Annotated in this window: 14 protein-coding genes; all 14 read right to left on the reverse strand. The window is 37.3% G+C overall.

The window, feature by feature from the left end; translation table 11 throughout:
* Positions 1-74: 74 nt before the first annotated feature.
* Positions 75-1,487, reverse strand: a complete 1,413-nt coding sequence (locus DCS95_RS04715; protein WP_164674118.1) for a hypothetical protein — start codon at positions 1,485-1,487, stop codon at positions 75-77.
* Between the two features lie 40 nt (positions 1,488-1,527).
* Complete coding sequence (locus tag DCS95_RS04720) at positions 1,528-3,063, reverse strand: glycosyl hydrolase family 28 protein (protein ID WP_116769658.1); 1,536 nt, start codon at positions 3,061-3,063, stop codon at positions 1,528-1,530.
* A 153-nt stretch (positions 3,064-3,216) separates the two neighbouring features.
* Complete coding sequence (locus DCS95_RS04725) at positions 3,217-4,656, reverse strand: sulfatase (RefSeq protein WP_116769659.1); 1,440 nt, start codon at positions 4,654-4,656, stop codon at positions 3,217-3,219.
* Positions 4,657-4,671: 15 nt separating this feature from the next.
* Positions 4,672-6,600, reverse strand: coding sequence for a glycoside hydrolase family 97 protein (locus DCS95_RS20395; RefSeq protein WP_116769660.1), 1,929 nt, complete (start codon positions 6,598-6,600; stop codon positions 4,672-4,674).
* 23 nt (positions 6,601-6,623) lie between these two features.
* On the reverse strand, positions 6,624-8,084 hold the full coding sequence (locus DCS95_RS04735) for a sulfatase-like hydrolase/transferase (RefSeq protein WP_116769661.1): 1,461 nt from the start codon (positions 8,082-8,084) through the stop codon (positions 6,624-6,626).
* A gap of 9 nt (positions 8,085-8,093) precedes the next feature.
* Entirely contained in the window at positions 8,094-9,581 is a 1,488-nt protein-coding gene (locus tag DCS95_RS04740) for a sulfatase family protein (protein WP_116769662.1), read from the reverse strand.
* A 166-nt stretch (positions 9,582-9,747) separates the two neighbouring features.
* Complete coding sequence (locus DCS95_RS04745) at positions 9,748-10,563, reverse strand: 3-keto-disaccharide hydrolase (protein WP_116769663.1); 816 nt, start codon at positions 10,561-10,563, stop codon at positions 9,748-9,750.
* A gap of 11 nt (positions 10,564-10,574) precedes the next feature.
* The gene (locus tag DCS95_RS04750; RefSeq protein ID WP_116769664.1) at positions 10,575-11,321 is read right to left on the reverse strand and encodes an SGNH/GDSL hydrolase family protein; all 747 of its coding nucleotides are present in this window, start codon (positions 11,319-11,321) and stop codon (positions 10,575-10,577) included.
* On the reverse strand, positions 11,318-13,009 hold the full coding sequence (locus tag DCS95_RS04755) for an FAD-dependent oxidoreductase (protein WP_116769665.1): 1,692 nt from the start codon (positions 13,007-13,009) through the stop codon (positions 11,318-11,320). The genes DCS95_RS04750 and DCS95_RS04755 overlap by 4 nt, the downstream gene beginning before the upstream one ends.
* 169 nt (positions 13,010-13,178) lie before the next feature.
* The gene (locus DCS95_RS04760; protein ID WP_116769666.1) at positions 13,179-15,686 is read right to left on the reverse strand and encodes a glycoside hydrolase family 95 protein; all 2,508 of its coding nucleotides are present in this window, start codon (positions 15,684-15,686) and stop codon (positions 13,179-13,181) included.
* Positions 15,687-15,733: 47 nt separating this feature from the next.
* Positions 15,734-17,263: a sulfatase-like hydrolase/transferase gene (locus tag DCS95_RS04765; RefSeq protein ID WP_116769667.1), complete on the reverse strand. Its 1,530-nt coding sequence runs from the start codon at positions 17,261-17,263 to the stop codon at positions 15,734-15,736.
* 38 nt (positions 17,264-17,301) lie between these two features.
* The gene (locus tag DCS95_RS04770; RefSeq protein WP_116769668.1) at positions 17,302-20,058 is read right to left on the reverse strand and encodes an endo-acting ulvan lysase-like protein; all 2,757 of its coding nucleotides are present in this window, start codon (positions 20,056-20,058) and stop codon (positions 17,302-17,304) included.
* 29 nt (positions 20,059-20,087) lie between these two features.
* Positions 20,088-21,293 carry a TlpA family protein disulfide reductase gene (locus tag DCS95_RS04775; RefSeq protein ID WP_116769669.1) on the reverse strand — a complete coding sequence of 402 codons (1,206 nt, stop codon included), beginning with the start codon at positions 21,291-21,293 and terminating at the stop codon, positions 20,088-20,090.
* 27 nt (positions 21,294-21,320) lie between these two features.
* The gene (locus DCS95_RS04780; protein ID WP_116769670.1) at positions 21,321-23,276 is read right to left on the reverse strand and encodes a heparinase II/III family protein; all 1,956 of its coding nucleotides are present in this window, start codon (positions 23,274-23,276) and stop codon (positions 21,321-21,323) included.
* Positions 23,277-23,515: the final 239 nt, after the last annotated feature.

Raw genomic sequence — 23,515 nt, forward strand, 5'->3', positions numbered from 1 at the left:
AGTATTGATTGTAAAAACATAGATTAATAAGTGTTTCTATTCTTTAATTTATTTTTCGAATGGATAAACCAATTTTAATGCATCGCTTTATAAAACAGATGATTATTTTGACCGCCATCGCTAACTTTTCCAGCTGATACACCTGTAGTATTATTGCTATTTTCATCTAGAACAACCGGATACTCCGTTAAATTGTTCAGTTTAATATGGGAAGCGGAATAGTTTTCATCGCGCTTCAATAGACCAATAGTTCTATTATCTCCACCTACTTGAATTTTTAAATTTTGATCACTATTTGGTACAGCGCTTCTAAGAGTAATTTTATGATCGCTTCCTATAATTATAGCGGCATGACCACTACCGTTATATGATTTACCTTCATAAGGTAGCAACGTAATATCTGCATTTGTACCGCTATCGGTGACATAATCTACCCCTAGAGCAGGACCATATTGAGTATCTGCATAACTATCTACAATATCGCCAGTACCGATACAAAATCCTCTTTCACAACCAATAGTAGTGGTCCCCGATACATATTTTTTACCCGTGGCATGGGTCAATGTTACCCCTGCTCTCATGTTCTTTACCGTGCAATTGATGATGGTAGGGTTAGATGTTCCGCGATTATAGACTACGCCGTCAATAATAGTTTCACCACCATTATAGGCTCTTATGCCACCCTCGCCCAAACTCATCATATAACCTGCTGGCAATTTGTACCCAAAATACGTCATAAATCCTGCTTTATCACCGTCTGAACCCGTGCCGGTTTCAGCTAGCATATCATCGGTAGATCGCATGGTGCCTTCTATATAACAGCCTTCTATTAAAGGCTCATCTGCCGCTTGCATAAACATTGCATGACCATATGACCTATGAATAATTGTACAGTTTTTTGCATGATTTTTATAACCACGAATTAAAAAGGCGGAGTGTTTAAAATGATTTATCACATTATTACCTCCCTTACCAAATGTTTCTCCATATCCGTAAGGGTAAGATCCTTTGGTACTTAAATGTAACCCTTCAATTCTATTGCCTGCCCCATCCATAACAACATTACAAGCTCTTCTTGTGGGGTGATCATGTACCGAACCTACATCTACCAAAGTCAAATTTTTGATAACATTGTTATTACCAACTACCTGAAGTTCATAAAACTCATTATATTCTTTAAACGCTGTCAACACCTCTGTTTCTACATTGACAGTGACACCGGTAAAATCATATACGCTATTGTTACCGCTAAACAACAACAACACCAAAGCTTCATGATCATCGATTGTAGTGTGAGATTTAAATGTACCGTTTTTAATATTGTTGACCGTAATGGTATATGTTCCTTCTTTTAAAACCACATTTGCATTGTCCTGCCCTAAATAAGGTACTAATTCTGCTAAAGTATCCACCTTTGTTTGTGCATAAATTGCCATACTGAAAAGCAGTAAAAGGATAAATGCAAAATATTTTAATTTATGAGTCATACCAGTTGTTTATTTATAAACCTTCTTGTGAATGCTAATTTTATTCAACCTCAACATCCTTGACAAAATCATTCATAATGATATTGTCAGTTGCTACTTTTTTACCATCGATCATTACATTGTCAAATATCACCTGTTCAACAATATGTTCATTATCGAACCCAATAAGCTCTATACTCGCATGGTCTTTAATGATATACGGCTTCCAATCGGGTCCGTCTTGAAAGCCGGTTAGTGTGGTGTCAATAGGAGCTGAAGTTGCCGTAATATTTTTAAAAATTACATTTTTAATGTGACCGCGTTCTTCGGTTTCCGTCCATCTTGTTTTTCCTATCCAACAAGATATTAATCTACGGGCTTCGTCTATTCTAATATTATCAAAAGTGATGTCACTTATTACAGCATCATCACAATGATATACCCGTAAGGCTGTTTCTCTACCAACATCGTGAATTACGTCACAATTTTCAAAAAGTACATTACTGATATTCTCATGAACCTCTGCGCCTATACTAAAAGAGTGAGCCAATTCGTTCCAGACCACACATTTTCGTGTGTGAATATTATTGACCTCGCCGTATCCACCAAAAGACTTTATTACAACGGCATCATCAAACGTTCTCATAAAACAATTTTCAACCAAAACATCCCTACTGCTAGTGATATCTACACCATCTGCATTACCTCGCCAACCAATAATTTTTATATTATCTACATGTACATCGTCACTACTTTGAATAGGAATTGTCCAATGGCTAGGATCAAAAATGGTTACACCCTCAATTTTTACTTTTTCAGCTTTATGCGCCAAAATAGTGTATCGTCTTACTTTTTTGGGAATTTTGCTTTGATCGATAATTCCGCGTCCTCTAATGCTTACATTTTTACCTTCTAAAATAAATGTTGGTTTTTTTCTTAAATGCCCTCTAATTTCTATTTCCTCTTCCTTAGTTGGCAGAACACAATAAACATATGCTCCTCCTGCAATATAAACGGTCTGCCCATCTTTAACCGTTATCTGGGATACATGGTGCACCCCAGGACCAAAATAAATAACATTTGGGTCGTTTACATCAGGAATATTTTCTTCGAAAGGGTTAGCCAAAATGTGCAAAGATTCGTGCCACTCGCCATTAATTTCAACCGTTACATGACCCGGTTCATTCATTTCAAAAACTATAGTACTACCCTTAAATGTTGGCTCAATTCCATATGAAGTAGGTAAAATTTTAACCGTTTCTACTTTTTCATAGTAAGCAACGGAAACCGTAACACTTTCATTCATATCAAAAGAAGCTACCGAAGCTTGACCGTATTGACCTTGAATTGGGTTTAATCTTGGCACTGGTTTAGATGGAGGTATTTTTGTTTTGTAAACTGGGACTTCTTTACCCTCAACGTATACATTATAAGATTCAGCTAAAACTATACCCTTGGGAGCATCATACACTTTAAATTGCTGCGCCAGTAATACGGGACCGGAAAAAATTATAGCAAAAAATACCAGCCCCTTATATATATTGGAGAGCACTTCTAATTTTTGACACAAAGCGTTTAAAGTTACTTTATCTAGCATTTTGTTGATTCATTTAGTTTCATACACCAATATCAATTCTTTAATAATAAAAGCGTATAAATTAATGCTCCATGTATATAAATTAGATTGCAAAAGGGCTATACATACCTAATAAATAACCGTTAAGGATTAGAATCGTTAAAAATTTCAAGATCATTCTGAAAATGTAAAAGCTTTAGCCCCCATTTTAACCATTATCTTTCTTCTAAGTTCTTCCACTAGTTTTGGATTATCGTTTGCAATATTCACTTGTTCTGCCAATGCATTTTTATGGTCGTACAATTCAACCACTCCGCTTTTATGTTGCGTAAACCGATACCGTTCTGTTCTAATTGTAGTTGCGTGCGATTTAAAAGCTACAGCTTCATGCCCCTCGGCATTTACATTATCTATCAAGGTTTGCAAAGAAGTGCCTTCTGTAAATTTTGGTGTGGACAAGCCGGTTAAATCGCAAAGTGTCGGAAACACGTCGACCGATTCTACTATGGCATCGCTCATTTTTCCTTTTTCTACCATAGACGGATCGTTAATGATCAATGGTGATTTCAGCGATTCTTCGAACAGGCTATGCTTGCCCCAAATAGCGTGTTCCCCTAAATGCCAGCCGTGATCTCCCCATAATACTACAATGGTATTTTTATCTGCCCCGGTTTCCTTTAGTTTTTGCATAATATCACCTACATGCTTATCTGCATAGCTTACACATGCCGCGTAATACTTTTTAAGTTCTAGAGCGAAGTCTTTATCCTTTCGTGGGTCTTTATTCCACTTATTATAATTCATGAATTCTCCGGAGCCGTGCCAAGTCGTTTTTCCCTTAGGTTTTTCTGAATGTGATACTGGCGGAATTTCTACATTCTCATAGAGATCCAAATACTTTTTAGGAACTCCAAATGGCAAATGAGGTTTGATAAGCCCTATCGCCAAAAAGAATGGCTGATCAGCTTTTGCCAACTGATCTAATTGTCGAAGACCTTCTTCGGCAATGTGACCATCAGGATAACTTTTATCATTACCGTCTACAGTTTCTATGACATCTCTGGTATTGGGCGTACGAACTTTACCGTATGCCAAGCCGTGCATTGCTCCCTTTGGGTTTTGCCATTCTGCTATGGGCATGATATGTTTATCCCAAGCATTTGGCATTTCTGGAATATTATTGTCATCCCAATTCTCACCACCTCTACCACCAGGGTGATGAGATACCTTTCCCACAGAAACTGTGGTGTAGCCATTATTTCGAAACCATTCTGGCATACTAGGTGCAATACTCGCATTTTTATCTTTAAAGCTTTCCGACCTTTTAAATAAAGACTGATTGTATTCACCCCTATACTCCAATCCGTATTGTCCGGTTAAAAAGGCATAACGTGATGGACCGCAACTAGGAGAATTTACATAATGTCTGGTAAATGCACGCCCCATTCTCGCTAAACTATCTATGTTGGGCGAATGGATATAGTCGACTCCAAATGAATTTAATTCTGGTCTTAGGTCATCTATACAAATTATAAGCACATTCTTTTGTTGCGCCATGAGAAATTGACCACCAAAAAGTAGCAAAACAAAAACCACTGTTATTATATTTTTCATAATCGTTCTTAAAAACTAATCGATTTTCTCAAGGTGTAGTACGTGACCTCCACCGGGCGCCATTCTAATTTTTAAATTACTTTCCTTAGTAAGCTCGGTAGCACTTATGGTATATGATTCCTTATTATTTAAATAGTGAGAATCACTTGCGTCTTCATACAATGTAGCTTTGTATTTTTCACCTTCCTCAAGAAAATCTAATGGTAAATTTATCTCTCTACTTTCCCGATTGGTAAGAGAACCTACAAACCAATTTTCACCTGCTTTTCTAGCGATACTCACATATTCGTCAATTTCACCGTCCAGGACTTTAAAACCATTAAATTGTGCTGGCATTTGTCTAATAGCATTGAATAGATCTTCTTTAGCCATATATGCTTCGGGACTGTCAGGTAGTACCATCCAGCCAGTATGTACCGTAATTAGTTTTGCCACTTCTGCAACCACAGTTCCCGGTAATTCTTGAAATACCTTATCACGCTTATGTGCCTCATTTAAATCAAAATATCCATTGGTTAAATCTAACGGTCCAGAAATCATATTTATTAGAGTAGCATTTACGGCAGTTTCCGGAAAGTACGACCTTTTAGCATCTGCCTGGGCATGGCCATATTCTTTAGACATCAAATTAGGCCATGTTCTATAATCGCCACTTGGAGCTACGGGACTATCATGAAAATTAACCATCATTTTATACTTGGCACACAATTGAACAACCTTTTGGGTATTTATAACTTTCTGTTTGGGCGTTCCCTTCATAAAGCTATATTTGATACCAACAGCACCCCATTCTGCAAACTGCTTTATGACATTTTCCAGTCCGTAGGTTTTGGCTCCAACATCGTTCAAATACAATATTATTCCCACATTGTTCTTTTTACCATAGGCGATGCATTCTTCAATATCAATATCGCTTTTTGACGTGGTTGGGTCTGATGATTCGCTAAATTCAGAACCATACCAATCTGCATCGACCAGTAGATATTGTATGTTATTTTGACTGGCAAAATCGATCATTCGTTTATGCGATACGGTATTACCACCATACTCAAAACCATCTTTTGTGGTATAACCCCACACACGCCAATCCCACAGCGCTTTACCCGGTTTAATCCATGAGCTGTCTTCTATTTTGTTGGGTTTATTTAGATTTACCAAAAGATCTGATGAAACCAAATCCCCAGCCTTGTCACCAATAATAAAAGTTCTCCACGAAGTTTCAAATCCAGAAGTAACACGTACCGGTTTGTTATTTATCGATAATACACCATTATCGTTTGATGTATTAAAAGAAATGGGTGCCGTGTTGACAATAGCTCCTTCTAAGGCCGCAATATATTTACCCGTATTGGTTTTAATTACCATAGGTATTCTCACTTTTTCATGAGACCCTTCGGTACTACTAACAGGACCCAAATTATGCCGTTCGCCATTGTATGCCCAATAGGTATAGTCTTGTGTAATATTCAACTTGGTCAATTCTTGTTGAATGGTTACACTATCACCCAAGATTTTCGGAAATTGATATCTAAATGCGAATCCGTCATTATACATTCTAAACTGAATGTTATAACCAACATTGTTATTGGTGTTTGAAGCTACCTTACATGTGTATTCATTATAGTTATTCTTTACAGTCGGTTGCTTTCCATTTATGGTAGACCAGGTACTATCATAGCTTTTATAATCTACTTCACCAATATGCACATTTTTCGTTAAATCAATCTCCCCTAACTCTAATCCAATAAATGACGAAGAGAAAATTGTATCTGTATCATGCATAAATGAGAACTGCAGATTAGACTTGGTGTTGAAAAGCTGTACGGTCAACTTATGATCTGGTGAAACAAGTATTGGTTCGGCTTGATTTTCACAGCCTATCAAAAAAACAACCACATTTATTACTCCAAAAATTATACCGCTAGCCCTCCAATATTTCATCATATACAATTCTTGATTCGTATCAATTACTTGGCTTCATTTTTCCATATGTGGCTACCATCCAATAATTTACCATACTCAACATGAAGTAATTTTTTCATTTTAGTAAATTTCTCCGGCTCTGTTTCTATCAGATTTACGGACTCCATTTTATCTTTCATTAGATTATACAATTCATAATCCGTTAGTTCACTTTCTTTGATCAACACTTCATTACCATCGTAAACATTCATTATTTGTGGAAGATATTCCCCGTTGTTTTTCAAACGTGCCAGTATTTTATAATCGCCATATCTCATAGCGACTTTATGTTGATTTAGAGCATTATAAAAGCCCCAAACCAATGGTTTATTTCTTTTAAATTCTCCTGTTTTTATTAAGGATAGAACCGACTCCCCATCCAACTCTTTGTTAGGTAGTTTTGCACCCGTAAGCTCAGATAGGGTCGGCAGAAAATCCAATGCGGAAACAACGGCATCTGTAGTACCGGTATACATTGGTTTCCCTATCCAATTTATAATTCCCGGTACACGTATACCTGCTTCGGTTGTCCATAATTTTCTTCCTTTTAATCCTCCTGTCTGCCCAAAAGTTCGTTTTGCACCAGAATACCGTGTAAAAGTTTCAGGTCCGTTATCCGAAGTGAAAATTACCAAGGTATTATCTGTTCCTTTTTCTTCCAAGTATGCCAATAATCTACCCACTGCCTTATCTACATTAGCTACATTGGCAAAAAACTCAGCTTCTGCACGGCCATTGGAATATGGCAAATACTCTTGTACCAAATCTTCTGGTGAAGCTACCGGTTCGTGAGGTTCATGAAATGTGACTTGTAAATAGAATGGATTATCCCCTTTTCTGTCATCTAACCAGCTCATGGCTTCATCTACCACCAATTGACAACTGAACCCTTCTTGTTGCCCTACCTTCTCTCCATTACGAACAAAATTCTTTGGATTTTGATGACTGGGCGATGCATTGTTGTGTGTTGCATACCAATGGTCAAACCCAAAATAATCCGGTTGGGGTTGTGCCGGGTTATTGAACAAAGAACTACAATGCCATTTACCGACCAATGCGGTTTCATAGCCCACTGTTTTAAGCATAGCCGGTATGGTTTCCTCCCCTTCTTGCAAGTGTACCTTATCGCGTAAATCTACACTTTTTTTTGGTCCCGGTATAAAGTCGTACACCCCTGCTCTATTGGGACTACGCCCTGTTAACAACCCTACACGTGAAGGAGAACATACCGGTGCGGCAGCATAATAATTGGTCATTTTAATTCCCGTAGCCGCCAACTTATCAATATTCGGTGTTTTTATAAATGGATGACCATAGGACGATAGATCTCCGTAACCTAGATCATCGCACAAAAAAATAATAATATTAGGCTGTTCTGTCTTTTTATCTTGTTGTGCCCTACTTATTACTACACTAAAAAATAGTAGCGTTAATATTGTGGTATTACGTGTGTTCTTTAAAATCATCGTATATTCTTATTTAGTTTCTTGATCCCATAACCTAAATGGGTCTCCGTAAGTTTCCATTTCCTCTAAAAGTAAATTCTCCATTTCTGCCAACTTAGCTGCGTATTTTGGGTTTTCTGCCAAGTCATTTTGCATTTCTTTGGGTTTACTATGTTCTGCTATATATTCATTAGGATTTTCCGCCAGATTGAATAATTGTGTCTCACGAACCTTACCCTCTAAAACATCATACTTAATCAATTTCCAATCTCCTTTTTTTACGGTGCGCATGCCGGGTGTTGAGCCACCGGCATAAACGCCATACATTACATCTCTAATACTATCTTGTTCACCCATAAGTACAGGTTTAAAGCTTTTGCCCTGTACTGTTTCCGGGATATCTATGTCAGCCAAATCACATAATGTGGGTAAAATATCGGTTAAATAAATATTGCCCTTAACTCGTTGGTTCGTCTTAATACCAGGACCTTTTACAATTAAGGGCACCCTCCAAGTATGTTCATATAAATTCTGTTTCCCCATTAAACCATGCCGACCTACCGCAATTCCATGATCAGAGGTATAAATGATATAGGTATTGTCCAATTCGCCCATTGATTCTAATTTATTCAATACTTTATTCAGTTGAATATCAATATTTTCTGAGCAGGCATATTCCCTTCCTATTTCGTTTCTAACGGTTTGTTCATCCCTGTTTTTCCAAACACCGCTTACATTTTCTTCATCCCTCAATTCTAAATGACCATGATGAAAAGGGTGACCGTCCAAATAATTATCAGGTAAAGGGGGTTGTTTTTCATTGGCTGCTGGAAGACTATTTTTATCGGTATGATTTGTTGCTCCATACTTCGCCAACAATTCCGGAGTGCCATCTCTTACATCATGCGGATGCGATAGACCAAAATAAATGAAAAACGGATTTTCATCGGCTATTGAGTCTCTATCTTCTAAATAGGTCAATACTTGATCAGCGTGCCAAGCACTACCAGATTCGTCAGTGCCACCTCGTTTTGTAGCATCTTTTACCACGGTAAATTGTTTGTTCGCCTTTGGGTATGAATTTCCTACTTTACACGTACGCATGGTGCTATACCCTGCCCTATTAAAAATAGCGCCAATAGTATTCTCCTCTAAATTTTTGGGTTCGTTAGGGTTAATATACCCTTGCATTGATGGGAGGCTCCACACCGTTCTACCGCTCATTATCATATGTCTTGATGGAGTACATACCGCACCTACCATTGCCCCCATATGCCTTGCATCGTCCACTACCAAACCATCTTTTGCCAATTGGGTTATTGTTGGGGCATCTAAAGTGGAGGTGGAATCGTAAAATTTAAAATCGAACGGTGACTGATCATCCACCAATACGAATAAAAAATTCGGCTTCTTTTTTACCTCAAACGGTTGATTCTTCTCTTTATCCTTACAACTAAAACCAACAATCGCAACTAAAAAGACTACGATAACGTTGCAAAAAATTCTGCCTTTATTCATTTTTTGAATTCATTTAATTTTATCAAGACTTGCACCCAGTTCAACTCACCGATTTTATTAGCACCACTTGATTTTCGGTCTTATATCGAAAGTATTTTTTACTATAGACATGCGTTATAATTTATAGCTCATTCTATATAAATTATTCGCTTTTATGGGCATTCTCTTAATTTAGAAACTTTTTCATGGGAACAACCTTATCAAATTCTTTAATTTCTATGTTTCGATAATATATTTCAGCCGTTTCCGATTGAAAACCGATGATACCCTCACCCACCGACAGATTCGTACCCATATTTACAATTTCACCGTTTAGCTTGTGAATGGTATACGCATTGCCCATTACAATAATTTCGCACTGGTTCCATTCTCCATTAAGGGCATTGTATTTGGGAGATGCATACCCATAAATTTCATTCTTCATGTTAGGCATTTCTTTACCTCCATCTTTAGGTAATAAAAATGTTTTGCCATCTGCTGTAGCTGTCCAATCTAAACTTACACCTGCACCCCAAAAATCGCCTGTATGGTTTCTATCGGTAATGTGATTATAACGTACTTGATATTCTAGACCTTTAGGCCACACCTTGTCATCGAACACATGGTAATAGCAGCCCGCATCATACTGCCATTCATCAAAATTATTGGTTATTTTCTCTCCCCATTTATATTCGAATCGAAGTATATACTTACTATATTTCTTATTGGTATAGAATAGACCGTGAGTGCCATTTTCACCAGTATTTAAATTTAAACTATCTGGCATGTGCTTAAAAACATGCACCATACCATCTTCAATAGTATATACTTCTTTCGCCTTGGCACTATCTCCACTCCTCAGTTTCAGATGCCAACCATCAAAATTTTCACCATTGAACAATTGTACAAAACCATTATCTAACTTCTTTTGATTTTGTCCATTGGAGATACCCACATTTACAATCAATGTGACGCAGATAAGTAATAATCGGTGATTTCTCATTGTTTAGTTTTTCAGTTCTTAGTTGTTCTTTTTACACTGTTGTATTCTTTTATAAAATTTTGAAGTACTGCGGGATAGGTATCTCCCGTAGCAGTTCCCCTGCCTTGCATACCACTGCCATAGGTTATAGAATCGCCTAGACAAATGATTTTCTGAGACTTTTCCAGTAGCTGGTTTTCCTTTAAATAGCGAAATACCAGTTCGCCAATAAACCGATAGCCCAACGCCGTAGGATGCACTCCGTCCGCGGCACCACTATTGCTTATATTCTTAAAAAATAAATCGCTATTGTGCTTTGGCAAATCCATATCTTTAAAAATCTGAAATAGATCCAAATAATGCACCGACAATTTGTTTGCTACACGAGATACACTATTTCTTGCACTATCTAATTTTACGTTGGGTGCCTCATTGAACAACTTTTTATCATGCCTTTTAAACAAATACACGGAATCTGCCGGAGGTGAAGTCATAAGCACTACTTTACTATGCGTTTGCTTTATGCTTTTTACGATATGCTCTAAATTATCTTCATATGCCCTATATGAAACCAACTTTCTAGAATTCAGCATATCATTGGTACCGACCATTACTATTACCAGATCTGGTTTTTCTTCCAATACATCATTTTGTAATCTTTCTAAAAGTTGTACAGTAGTGTTACCGCCCACACCGGCATTTATTACTTGAGCATGGGTTGATAATAAAGTTGCAAAAAACAATGCGATGAAAATGATATGATTTCTGGTTATTCTCATTTAGACTCTTCAACTAGTTGTTTATTATACTCTAACACTTGGTCGTCTTTAAGCAACTGCTCCTTTAAAGCCGTATAGTCAACATCATGAATATTTTTCTCCTCGTCTATCGCCATCGCGGCAAGTGTACCTGCACTTTGACCCAAAATCATAAACACAGGCTCCATTCTTATAGAACCAAAAGCAATGTGCGAACTAGAGACCGCAGCAGGAACCAATAAATTTTTACATTCTTCTTGCTTTGGTAAGATTGTTCCTAAATGTATTTGATAGGGAGCGTCTGGTTCTATTCCTAAATCTCCTTCATTTTGTACATAACCTTCTTTGGTGATATAGCGTTGAACATTATGGGAATCCATTGCGTAAGAACCCATACCTATTGGTTTCAGCACTTTCTTTTTTCCTAGGATCTCGTTATCTGTCATTACAAATTCCCCGATCATTCTTCTAGCTTCGCGAACATAAATTTGATAGGGCCAGTGACCGTTATCCACAAACTCGTCTTTGGCAAGTCCCCACTTTTTAATGCTGGTTCTAAACCGCTCAGGTACGCTTTCATCATGACCCCAGAAATAAAGCAAACCTTTGTGATAGTCTATATGCTCTTGCAAAATTTCTTTTCTCTTTTCATAAGATGCTTCGGGGTAATCATAATTCATTCCAATATTATCTGAGCTGAACGGTCCTACGTTATTGACATCGCGCTTTTTATTGGGAATCTTGCCTCCTCCGAACATGGAATATCTACCACCTTCAAATACCCTTCTCAATAACTCATATTGTGCTGGGTCATAATTTTCTGGTTTCTCAAAAGGTACCACGTTACCTTCTGCATTGGTGGTACATAATCTATAGTTATAGGCCTGCACACCTTTATCACCCGAACCATTTTCACCAGGTGGCGCTGTTGATATTCTTGGAAGCACACCGCTGGTAGAATCGCCAGGTATTACATACGGACTAATATTCAACTGTTGAAAGTTGTGGCTATGGTGATAAATGCCTTTTTGTACGCCGTTCCATTCTTCACCATATACACTATTAGCTTCCCTACCTACATGATAATTGACACCTGCGGCTGCCATTAAATCTCCTTCGTAGGTGGCATCAACGAATATATTGGCTTTATAATTCTTCCCGTCTAACATGCTGATAGATTTGATAACGCCGTTATCTACTTCTACCCCTTTTTCCCTATCGAGCCATTTATCGCGATGTATGGTAATGTTATGCTCTTTTACAAATTGCTCAAAGATTTGTTCAGCAACATGGGGCTCAAATGTCCACATGGTCTTGAGATCATCATCTATAGCAGTAGTACCTTGCCCCTCGTTACCATACTCCTCCCTTGGTTGCCAGTTCCAAGCTTCTTCATTTTGGTAGTGCTTGTATACTTCTTGATAAAACTCTTTTGAAATACCACCAATGACCTCTTTATTTCCCAAATCGGTGAATCCCAATCCGCTAGATGAGAGTCCGCCTATATGGGTTTCCGGACAAACAATAATGACCGATTTATCCATTCTTGCCAATTGCACCGCTGTAGCAATGGCGGCAGATGTGCCACCATAAATGACCACTTCTGCATCTATATTTTTTTCATTATTTGGAGCGCATGCTATTTGCATCAGCAAAAATGCACAAACTATGGACTTGAAAATTGAGGTGTTCGATAAAAAATTCCACATAGGTAAGAACGAGTTATAAGTTGTTGATTATTGATTTATACAAGTTTATTCTTTATTGAACAAAACGTGTATCTCTTATTGTTCAACTTCTATAAATTATCACCTATTATACCAATACAAGGGGTTTTAGGAGCACTAAAGCAAAAAAGTAAGTTTGACTTTTATACTACTAGTTAGCAAGCAAGATGATCTCTTGCCCAACTTTTGTAGGTATATCATATAAGAATGTTGGTTTTAAATCTAGCCCTTCTGATTTCGTCGCTTCGGAAACGACCGGCGTTTTTATTTTTGGCACTTGATAAAATTGATTTTTATTTTCTCCGGATGCAGCAGCCAATTCCTTTGCATTCTGATTTTTTAGTTTACTGTATGAACGCACTCTAAGATTCCCTCCTAAATTCGACTTTATTATTGCTTTTACAACTTTTCCTTCTTTCCATGCTAAGGAAGTTATTTCGAATCCTCCTCGAGCTCGTAAACCTATTACTTCACCATCTTCCCATACGTCTGGTAATGCAGGTAACAAATGAATTGCTCCATCGTGACTTTGCACCAACATTTCCGCAAGACCCGAAGTAAACCCAAAATTACCGTCTATTTGAAATGGTGGGTGAGCATCGAGCATATTGGCATAGGTACCACCTCCTTTTGGTGAATCTGGTCTACCGACCAACTTAATCTGGTCGCCCATTAATTTATAAGCGTGGTTGCCATCTAACATTCTAGCCCACAAATTAATTTTCCAGTTCATTGACCAGCCTGTAGAAGGGTCTCCCCGCTGTATAAGGGTATTCTTAGCTCCTTGAAATAATTCCGGATTTCTATATGGTGAAATTTGATTGGAAGGATACAAACCGTACAAATGAGATACATGACGGTGATCATCTGTTGGGTCATCTAAATCTTGCATCCATTCTTGAAGCTGATGATGTTGACCAATTTTCATTGGTGGTAGCTTCGCCAAAGCGGACTGCATTTCAACTACCAATTTATCATCTACCCGTAGTAATTTTGCTGCTCTTATTGTTTTTGTCAACATATCGAACACCAACTGATTATCCATGGTAGTCCCTGCCGAAATGAACACATTTTTAGAACGGTTCATAGGACCATGTTCTGGAGAGATAGATGGCGAAACTACCAGAAAACCATTTTCAGGTTCGGGGGTCAAGATGCTTAAACAGAATTGCGCAGCACCTTTCATGGCGGGATAGACCGTACTTAAATAATCTAAATCTCCATTAAATTCAAATTTATCGAATAAGTGCTGGCTTAACCATGTACCACCAGTTGGCCACATTCCCCATGTTGCACCATCTACGGGACCTGTAATTCTCCATAGATCGGTATTATGATGGGTTACCCACCCATCTGCACCATACATAACCTTGGCGGTTTCTTTACCCGTTATTGAAAGGTCTTTTACCATTTCAATTAATGGATTATGCATTTCCGATAAATTGGTGACCTCAGAAGGCCAGTAATTCATTTCAGTATTGATATTTACGGTATATGCACTTTTCCAAGGTGGGACTAATAGATTATTCCATAAGCCCTGTAAGTTTGCTGGCTGACCACCAGGTTGCGATGAGGAGATCAATAAATACCTTCCAAATTGAAAATACAACGCAACAAGCGATGGGTCAAAACCTGTACTAAATTCTTTTATTCTAACATCGGTGGGATTTTTTACCGCATCTGTACTGCCTAAATTCAATGAGACCCGGTTAAAATACTTTTGGTAAAAATCTGAATGACGGCTTACCAATTCATCAAAGGTTTTAGATGTTGCCTTAACCATAAAATCTGCCGCCCTTTTATGGGCATCTGCACTTACATTATTGTAGTCGACAAAATTTGTAGCTATTGAGATGTACAGCATCACGCTATTTGCCTTCGTTACTTTTAATTCTTTTGCTGTTGACGTTATCGCTCCCCCCGCCGGAACTATTTTTATTCTGGCATCAAATTCTACTTCCCCTTTAATTGAGTCTGCATTTTCCGGTAAGCGTTTGTTCTTATTATCACTACCAAAACCTGTCATGACCAAAATAGCATCACCTTCATTAAACAAGCTAACTTTGGCAGGTGCGGGGCGATCCATTGTTGCCGTAAAACTAATTTGAGCTTCTTTATTTGCGGTAAGTCTCATTACAATAACGTCATCGGTAAAGGAGGAGAAAACCTCCCGTTTATATTCCACTCCTTCTACCGTGTACATGATGGTATTCACTGCATTTTCAATATCCAGTTCTCTATAGTAATTGGTGTAATTTTCTTGATCTTTAAAATTCAATCTCAAATTTCCAACCGTTTCATAGGGCATTCCATGAGAGGTTTTTGAAATAAAATCTCGATTAGCTAAGTTATGGGCTTCATCATATTTTTCTTCAAAAATCAATTCTCGTATATCCGATAATGATTCTTTTGCCTTTGGATTTTCGTTTCTGTGCGGACCACCTGCCCAAAGTGTACTTTCGTTCAACTGTATATTTTCACTTGTTGGACTACCGAAAACCATCGCTCCCAAACGACCGTTGCCAATAGGCAAAGCTTCGTTCCAATCTGCCGCTGGTGCCGTATACCATAATTTTAAAGGATTTTCCTGTTGTGCATGACCATTACCCATAGCCACTAAAAGCAGTAAGAATAGAATTCCCGAATATTTCTTTATCATTTCTTATAAATTAATTGTCATAGAAAATGTTGCTTCCATAGTTCTAGCTAGCGCAGTGCCTCTAAATACATTTCTTCCGTTTGTTTTCTTAAGCGCTTTAATACATCAACATAATCCTTATTATTCGCCAGATTATTTTGCTCAAGAGGGTCATTCTCTACATCGTACAATTCCTCTATTTTAGGGTTGTGTTCGTAGTAAACAAAATATTTATAACGATCTGTTCTTATTCCACGACTGCGGTAAGACCTGTTGGCGTTTATCATTTCTTGGTTAATTTCATCAACATTTTCTTTGTAACGTTGGTGAAACATTTCTTCAATAAAGAGGTCTTCCATAAATACGGCGTTTCGCCATTGAGACATATCTTGAGTCTTATTCAACAGGTTACTAAAGTCTTTGCCCTGCATACTTTTAGGAGCGGTTATACCTGCCAGAGATAAAATAGTGGGTGCAATATCTACGGATGAAATAAGGGCATTTTCCCTAAATCCACGTTCAGATTCCGGTACTCTACCATCATACACAATTAATGGTGCTTTCACCGATTCTTCATAAAGCAAACATTTATCAAAAAGACCATGAGTGCCTTGAAAACGACCATTATCACTGGTATAAATGATAATTGTATTATCTAACAGTCCCTTTTCCTTTAATTTTGCCACCAATAGACCAACTTGATCATCTACACTATACCCTTGCGTTGCAAAACGACGAACCAACTTTTGCTGTAATTCTGGAGTGGACGACCTTTGTTTGTGCAAACGAACTCCGCGTGCATTTTCCTTCACAACCGTTGGCAATTTATCATTCTCACCCTCAACCCAATTTTCTGGTACCGACAATTCTTTATCCTTAAATAAATCATGATGAGGCATGTACATATCCTTATCCCTATCATGTTTTACCGCATAAAAACTGACCGATAAACAAAAGGGCTGATTTTTGGGTTGGGTATCTATAAAGCGTAACATTGCCTCTCCCGTTCTTAGTGTTCTCCCAGAATTGACCCTTCCTTTTTTATATATTTCCTGTAAACCCTTATCATCTTCTGGCCACATGACCACCCCATTTCTATCATGTTCTTGACTACCGGCAAAAAAATCGAATACAGCAGCCATATTCCGTTGATAAAAATGTTCTTTAGGCATACTTGGTCTCTGTGCTTCTTTAGTCACCGTAAAACCAACTTTCCCTATAAATCCGTTACGATATCCTGCTTTTTTTAGAATGGCAGGATACCCATTATTAAAATCGCTTTGAGATAAAGTATAGTCGGTAGGAGCAACAAAACCTACCTTGTGGTTGGAGTTAAAACGACCTGTTATCATGGTCACCCTACTGGGCATACAAATTGCAACTGCTTGGTACGCTCTATCAAAAACTACTGCAGAATTAGCCAACTTATCAATATTAGGAGTATTAAATTCGGGCTTGCCATAACACCCCATATTATCCCATTTTTGATCATCGGTCATCAAGAAAATAATATTGGGCGGCTTTACTTCTTTTTGACCGTAACTACTAGATAGCACCAGTAATCCTAGGCAAAAAATAAAGTATCGTGTACTTTTCATAAGCATCTGTACTATGTATGCTAGTCACATATCTATTATTATTTTATAAATCGATACTCACCTACTGGGTAGTCATTGGCAACACCATCGATGGTTATCTTTACAGGAATTTCATTGTGTACATACCATTTTCCATCTTTACGCTCTAACACTACATTGCCTTTTTCCGCAGCGGAAATCGTTATATCTTTTGTTGTCAATTGTGTGCCATTGCCCATAAACAGGACTAAATTTTCGTTATTCTCTTTACCAATTAAAGCATATGTGGCATTCGTACTCGTTTCTCCATAGCTTGCTGTTTGGTTATCGACTGTAGAGAATACCATATCTTCCCTACCCGATTTATGTGTGATGCTCAAGCCTGCAAATCCTTTACTATTATTTTCATCTTCAAAACCGGATATACTGCTAATGCTTTTTCCTTCGGATGAAGTAAAGGGTTCATATACTGATATAAACGGATGCTCCCATGCCTCGCCATGTTGACGTGCCGCAAAGGTTAAATATGGTTCTTTATCAACTTTGTAGGGAATACCATGATTGCCCCTGAATGCTTTATTCGGTGGTGATTTTATGGAAAATACTTCACGACCCTCTGTGCCTTTCATCCATAGGTTCATGAAAACATCTTCTTCACCTTCGGGCATGTCTATTTTCCATTCGGCTTGGTAATCTTTATCTAATTTTACCGATTTTTTATCCCACATATAATCCAATGCGTAAAGGTGTCCGCCGGCGAACGCCATTTCTTCACTGGGTGTTAATGTTAGTGGATTTCCATCGGCATCCATCACACTCATGGTCTGACCTAAATTGTGGTAGTAGTAATCATGAAATTTATCGCCTTTGCGTTGTTTCCTTGAGCGAAAAATGTCAACATAGTATCCGGTAGTTTCGCCTGTTTTAACAATACTCACCAATCTGCTTTGATCACTCTGGGTTTCCGGTTCTAAAAAGTATACATCTGAATAGGTGATATTTTCATAGAAGCCGTCTTTTTCTTCTGATTTAGGATATTCGCCCAAAAGGTCAAAAGCGTGGTAGCTCAACATTTCGGTATATGAGGAAGCCCCATCTACCATCACAGTATTATGTGCCGGAAATTGGGAGTAATACTCCAAATAAATTGGCTCTAAGTAGCCTGCTCCTTTGCCTGGATCGGTACCTTGTACAAAGCCTTTACCATACAATTCCATATTAATACCATTGGCGTGCATATGGTTACCTAAAGAGCCGTTCAAAGAAACCATCATTCCGTTTTTTCCGCTTCCCATTCGTTGAACATGCCAGCTTACATTTGGTGCATTAAATGTCTGGGTAATGTAATCTTTTATATCGTGCTGCTTGTACTTCGGATTCAACACCAAAGGTTTTGTGGCAAAAAAGGAAGATATACCCTTATTTCTTCTGCCTCTATTTTTACCTGATGCTTCCGTATCTTTTACGAACAAACGATACATTCCTGTAAAATCTTCTTCTAACGCATCATCTCCATTTTTTTGGGCAATTCTAATCATATCCCCAATTGCTTCGGTACTTATGGGTCCGTAGTATGAATCTCCAAATGCCACGATCTGATTGTTGGGGAATAAATATTGCGGCATCATTTTTACCGCTTTGCCCATCACCGGAGTGTAAGGCAGAATATTATGGTCAAAAGTATTGTCAAAATCCCTGATGAAATGTGTAAGACTGCTGGTTACTCCTAAAGAATAACTCGGACATTCGTTCCACACTCCATTGCTTTCGTCGTAGCCATAATCTATAAATTTTGATAACGACCATTGCCTTGCCGAAGTAACATTCAAGATATAATCAATGTAATATTCACGTCCTTTTTTATCCTCATAATTTTCATTGTCTTGCAGTACCATTGCAGCTTTTAAAATGATATTTGCTTGGTGAAGATTCCAATTGTTCTGTGGCACGCCGTTTTTAATGACCTGGTCTGTCCATCTTTTAATGGTCTTATCATACATTGCTATATGTTCTGGATGGTTGGCTTCAATATATCCGTGTAAAAAATCATATAAAATGGACACTTCGCGCAAAGCCCGTTCGTGTATTACTTGAAAATGCGTAAAACCAACAAGGGTTTGTATGTGACCATTCAACAGATCTATAGGCTCGCTACGGTAAGACATGCCCTCCATATACGTATGGAAAATATCATAGGAAAACTTGGCAAAACGCTCATCATTTTCTAACCAATACAAAAAAGCGGCATCTCTTGCCAAACCAATAATATCCTCGTTTATAGAAACAATGATATTACCGGTTTCTGACTGTTCAGCCCATTCAAATGGATGTCCTTCTTTGGTTTTATTCGGTAAATACAGACCTCTGGGATCATCCATATACGGTTGTATATCTTCTAGTTTTGGCTTGCCATATGCAGTGGCAGAATTTCTAGACCCTGTAAATCTAACGGTTGGCACAGGAGCTTCACCGTCTGCATGTGAATAATCTACTCCGTTGACATATACGTTGGTAGACTTTGTTTTCCAATACATCTGTAAACGAGACACCATCCATTCCGGATCAGAAACATGACGTTCTACGTGCTCATCTACCTTTTCATGTAACCCTGACAAAACATCTTTTGCCCATGCTTCTTTTTTGATGGTTTTTTGAAGGTCTTTCTTTTCTGAATTGGTAATGTACAGTCTTGGGTAGCCTTGTTCTAAATTAGTGGGTAATGGGATTTTGCTATTGTCTTGTGCTGATAAGATAAAAGTAATTGAGAAAAAAATACTCGTTAACAGATATGGTTTGATGTTTAATTTTATGGCCATAGGTATGTTTAATATTCTAAAATTGGTTATTATTTTATTATTCTTTTAATTTCATTCTCTAATTGTTGCCCTCTTAAATCTTTAGCAATAATTACACCTTCAGGATTTAATAGTAAAGTTTTAGGATAGCTAATAATTCCATATTTTTCATTGATTTTATTAATATTGTCAGATACTATTTGAGGCCAAGAAATTTGATGCTTGTTTATTATATAATTTATTTGATCAATAGAACTATTACCAGCAATACCAAGAATCTCAAATTTGGTGGTATCTATTTCAGAGTACAATTCTTTAAGATGAGGAAATTCCTTAATACATGGAGCACATGAGGTTGCCCAAAAATCTAACAACACGTATTTTCCATGTAAACTACTTAGTGATATCCTATTTTCAGTTTGATGTATCCTGCCTTTAAATTCTAAAGCTTTATACCCTATCTGAGAAGAATATATTTGACCTTTAGGCTTATCAATAATTTCCAATACTAAGCTGTTCTCATTTTTACGAACTCCTAAATTTTTATAGATTTTATTGCCAATTTGAAGGTACTCATTGTTTGCAATAATATTTTCCATATAAGTTGCAGGATTTTGACTTATATCTACATTCTTCATAGCAAGATGGATGTTTTCAAATGACAAATCCATAAAATTATTAGATTTTATAGCTATTTCCTTACCTTCTAAATTTACTTGACCATATTGTGCAAAACTGTATAACAATTGCTTGTATTCAGGCATGTATATAATTAAAAGTGGAACACTTTCGGTAGTGATTTCACCATTAATTATACGCTCGGTACTAACATCAATAGCACTACTTTGCATTAGCGAATCTTTGTTCAAATGAAATAAAGAACCCGCTATTTCAACGGGTCTAAAAACGGGATCATCACTAAAATCGTAGTTATTATTTGTATCAACAATCATGTTAAATTCACCATTAACTCCATTTCCGTAAGTTAATGCCACTCTATTTTTTGTAGATTTATCTGATTGATGTGTTAGAATATCCCCTACTTGAACATTAGTCCAATCTTTAGGCATTCCTACTACTTTTAATTGAGTTTCTTTTCCTATACCACCATCCAATTCTGAATAAGGATGAATTGCTCCCAACCCGATCAAAAATGGACCATACCCATCTTGCATAGTAATTGGTAATTCAATGATTTTATCATCAGAGCAACCTATTATTATAAGTGCAATAGAAAGTAATATTAGTTTTTTCAAATTATTTTCTCTTTATTCTATAATCATCTATTCCTCAAAAGGTGTATATATAATTCTTAAAATCCCTTCTTCAGTAAGATTTTTAGCTTCGATTCCTATTTTGTACGCAGGACCGCCTTCTCTCAAATGCTTTACAGGAACTAGTTCATCTTTAATTCTAAATTCAAAACCCTCGCTCGTAATTTCGGCTTTTACTTTCTGATGTTCTGTTGTTAGAATGACGGTATTTTCATCAATAATTTCATACGCATTTAAAGTCATTATTGCAGAACCAAAACTAACGGGTTCCGTGGCTATAAAATGGTCTTCTATGGTTATGGTTCCTTTTCCGGACTTATCATTTGTTACGGTCCTTTCTAAGGTTTGTAACGTGGGCAACTCATAAGCAGGTAAAATATCCATAACCACCTTATCTATTTTTCCACTGAAATCTGTTTCCGTAATAATTCCCTTAAATTCAATTCCGTTAGACTGTAAGGTGTTGTTGACCATGGGTACGGGATGCCCCCAAGAACTTCTGGCTTTATTATCTGGCGAAAATGATCCTGCTCGATACGATGGAGCTCCTATATCTCCAGCAATAATTTCATCGTTTAAAACCAAAGAATAGGTACCAACATCACTATGATTATGATTTTCTGCGTTGTGACCCGCTTTTACCGCTATTGAAAAGGGCACTTCTTGCTTTCCCCTTGAAATGACCATTCCGAAATCATTAAAATAAGTATGATCAGGTAACTGCGAGGTATTTGATGTATCCGCAACTTGAAACATTTCTGGGTTTTGCCAAGCAATTAATTGTTCAGCTGCTTCTTCCATTCTTATTTCCGTTGGCGTAATAGCTCCGTAATATTCAGCCGATAATACATCGGCAAAATTGCTACCCTTTCTTGAGATGGAGGAAACACCATCTGAAAAGGGAGAACAGACCTTTTTCTGAATTTCAAAACCTTCAGGAAAGTTGCCTACATTTTTCATTTTTTCGGCATTATTGAATGTAAACAAATCGATTCTACCATCTGTATAATCATATAGTATTTGAGCTAAATACAAATAATGACCAAAGCCGTAGCCCCAATATCCCAAACCTTCCGAACAATACCCGTCATCACCAAATCCGCTTAAATAATACGTCATGCTATTCAGCGCCGAACCTACTGTTGCCAAACGCTTTTCATAACTTTCTGAACTGGTAATCGTAGTCAATACCGTCCCACTTGTACAAACCGAATTCCAATTACTGGTACTCTTGATCCATTTATTATTTTCGTCCAAATACTTTGTACTTTTTAAATATGAATCGGTAATACGCTTTTGTAGCTGTACATGAATGTCGTCTCGTAACGACTTTGGTAATTTATCTTCCAACAGGTTTTCTGCCAATGCAAGAACTCCGCCAAATTTTCGAGCGCCCAAATCAATGGAAACTCTTCTTCCTTCCAAAACGCCATTATTCTCATCATCATGATTGGGATGCAACCATGATTTCATGCTCATTATCGCTTTACTATACGTTTCTATCTGTGGTAAAAAACGCCCTTTATTCTCGATACACTCCGCAAGAATAAAACGTTCTAAACGGTCCATGGTTCGGTAGTATCTTGGTTTGTAAATTCCTCGGTTACCATCTTTATTGGCAAGACGATAAATACTGTCGGTAATGGGCACTTCGGGTTTTCTTTCTAAAAGCTCTAATGCCTTTGCCAAATATTCTTTACCCGAGGTAGTTTCCGCAATACCTTTCCAATATGCCCTGTTCGATATTTTTGGGGCTGGCTGAAATGCTTCTTTTGGCATAACTTCTTTAAGCATTGCTATCTGCTTGCTCGTAGGGTAAATAGTGTCCTTATCGGCAAGATCCAAATAAGCTTTAATATCCAACTTTTTAACTTCTGTCTTTTCTTGACCCGTACAGGAATTTAAAATGATGAGTGATAAAACTAAAATAAGTGCATATACTATGTGTCGTTTACGTTCTTCCATATTCGCATTAAAAAATTCTTATAACCTTGTTGTTTATGATCAACTACAAGCCTATCTCTTATAGCTATAGCAATGTTACTTTTTTTACTTAAAAATGGCTTAAATCATAGTTCAATGTATATAAATTATGATGCGCAACCTTTATTTCATTGCAATTCAAGGAATATTGCAAACCGGAGATATATTTAATTCTAAACAAATTGATAGGGTACCTTATGAAAGTACCGTCAAATTACATG

Source organism: Maribacter litoralis (assembly GCF_003075045.1).
Lineage (GTDB): Bacteria > Bacteroidota > Bacteroidia > Flavobacteriales > Flavobacteriaceae > Maribacter > Maribacter litoralis.

What these genes read in the sequence shown, in the direction of transcription:
- DCS95_RS04765 (WP_116769667.1), bottom strand. Translation starts at nt 17,263, where the DNA reads ATGAAAAGTACACGATACTTTATTTTTTGCCTAGGATTACTGGTGCTA.
- DCS95_RS04720 (WP_116769658.1), bottom strand. Translation starts at nt 3,063, where the DNA reads ATGCTAGATAAAGTAACTTTAAACGCTTTGTGTCAAAAATTAGAAGTG.
- DCS95_RS20395 (WP_116769660.1), bottom strand. Translation starts at nt 6,600, where the DNA reads ATGATGAAATATTGGAGGGCTAGCGGTATAATTTTTGGAGTAATAAAT.
- DCS95_RS04740 (WP_116769662.1), bottom strand. Translation starts at nt 9,581, where the DNA reads ATGAATAAAGGCAGAATTTTTTGCAACGTTATCGTAGTCTTTTTAGTT.
- DCS95_RS04755 (WP_116769665.1), bottom strand. Translation starts at nt 13,009, where the DNA reads ATGTGGAATTTTTTATCGAACACCTCAATTTTCAAGTCCATAGTTTGT.
- DCS95_RS04750 (WP_116769664.1), bottom strand. Translation starts at nt 11,321, where the DNA reads ATGAGAATAACCAGAAATCATATCATTTTCATCGCATTGTTTTTTGCA.
- DCS95_RS04715 (WP_164674118.1), bottom strand. Translation starts at nt 1,487, where the DNA reads ATGACTCATAAATTAAAATATTTTGCATTTATCCTTTTACTGCTTTTC.
- DCS95_RS04760 (WP_116769666.1), bottom strand. Translation starts at nt 15,686, where the DNA reads ATGATAAAGAAATATTCGGGAATTCTATTCTTACTGCTTTTAGTGGCT.
- DCS95_RS04725 (WP_116769659.1), bottom strand. Translation starts at nt 4,656, where the DNA reads ATGAAAAATATAATAACAGTGGTTTTTGTTTTGCTACTTTTTGGTGGT.
- DCS95_RS04735 (WP_116769661.1), bottom strand. Translation starts at nt 8,084, where the DNA reads ATGATTTTAAAGAACACACGTAATACCACAATATTAACGCTACTATTT.
- DCS95_RS04780 (WP_116769670.1), bottom strand. Translation starts at nt 23,276, where the DNA reads ATGGAAGAACGTAAACGACACATAGTATATGCACTTATTTTAGTTTTA.
- DCS95_RS04770 (WP_116769668.1), bottom strand. Translation starts at nt 20,058, where the DNA reads ATGGCCATAAAATTAAACATCAAACCATATCTGTTAACGAGTATTTTT.
- DCS95_RS04745 (WP_116769663.1), bottom strand. Translation starts at nt 10,563, where the DNA reads ATGAGAAATCACCGATTATTACTTATCTGCGTCACATTGATTGTAAAT.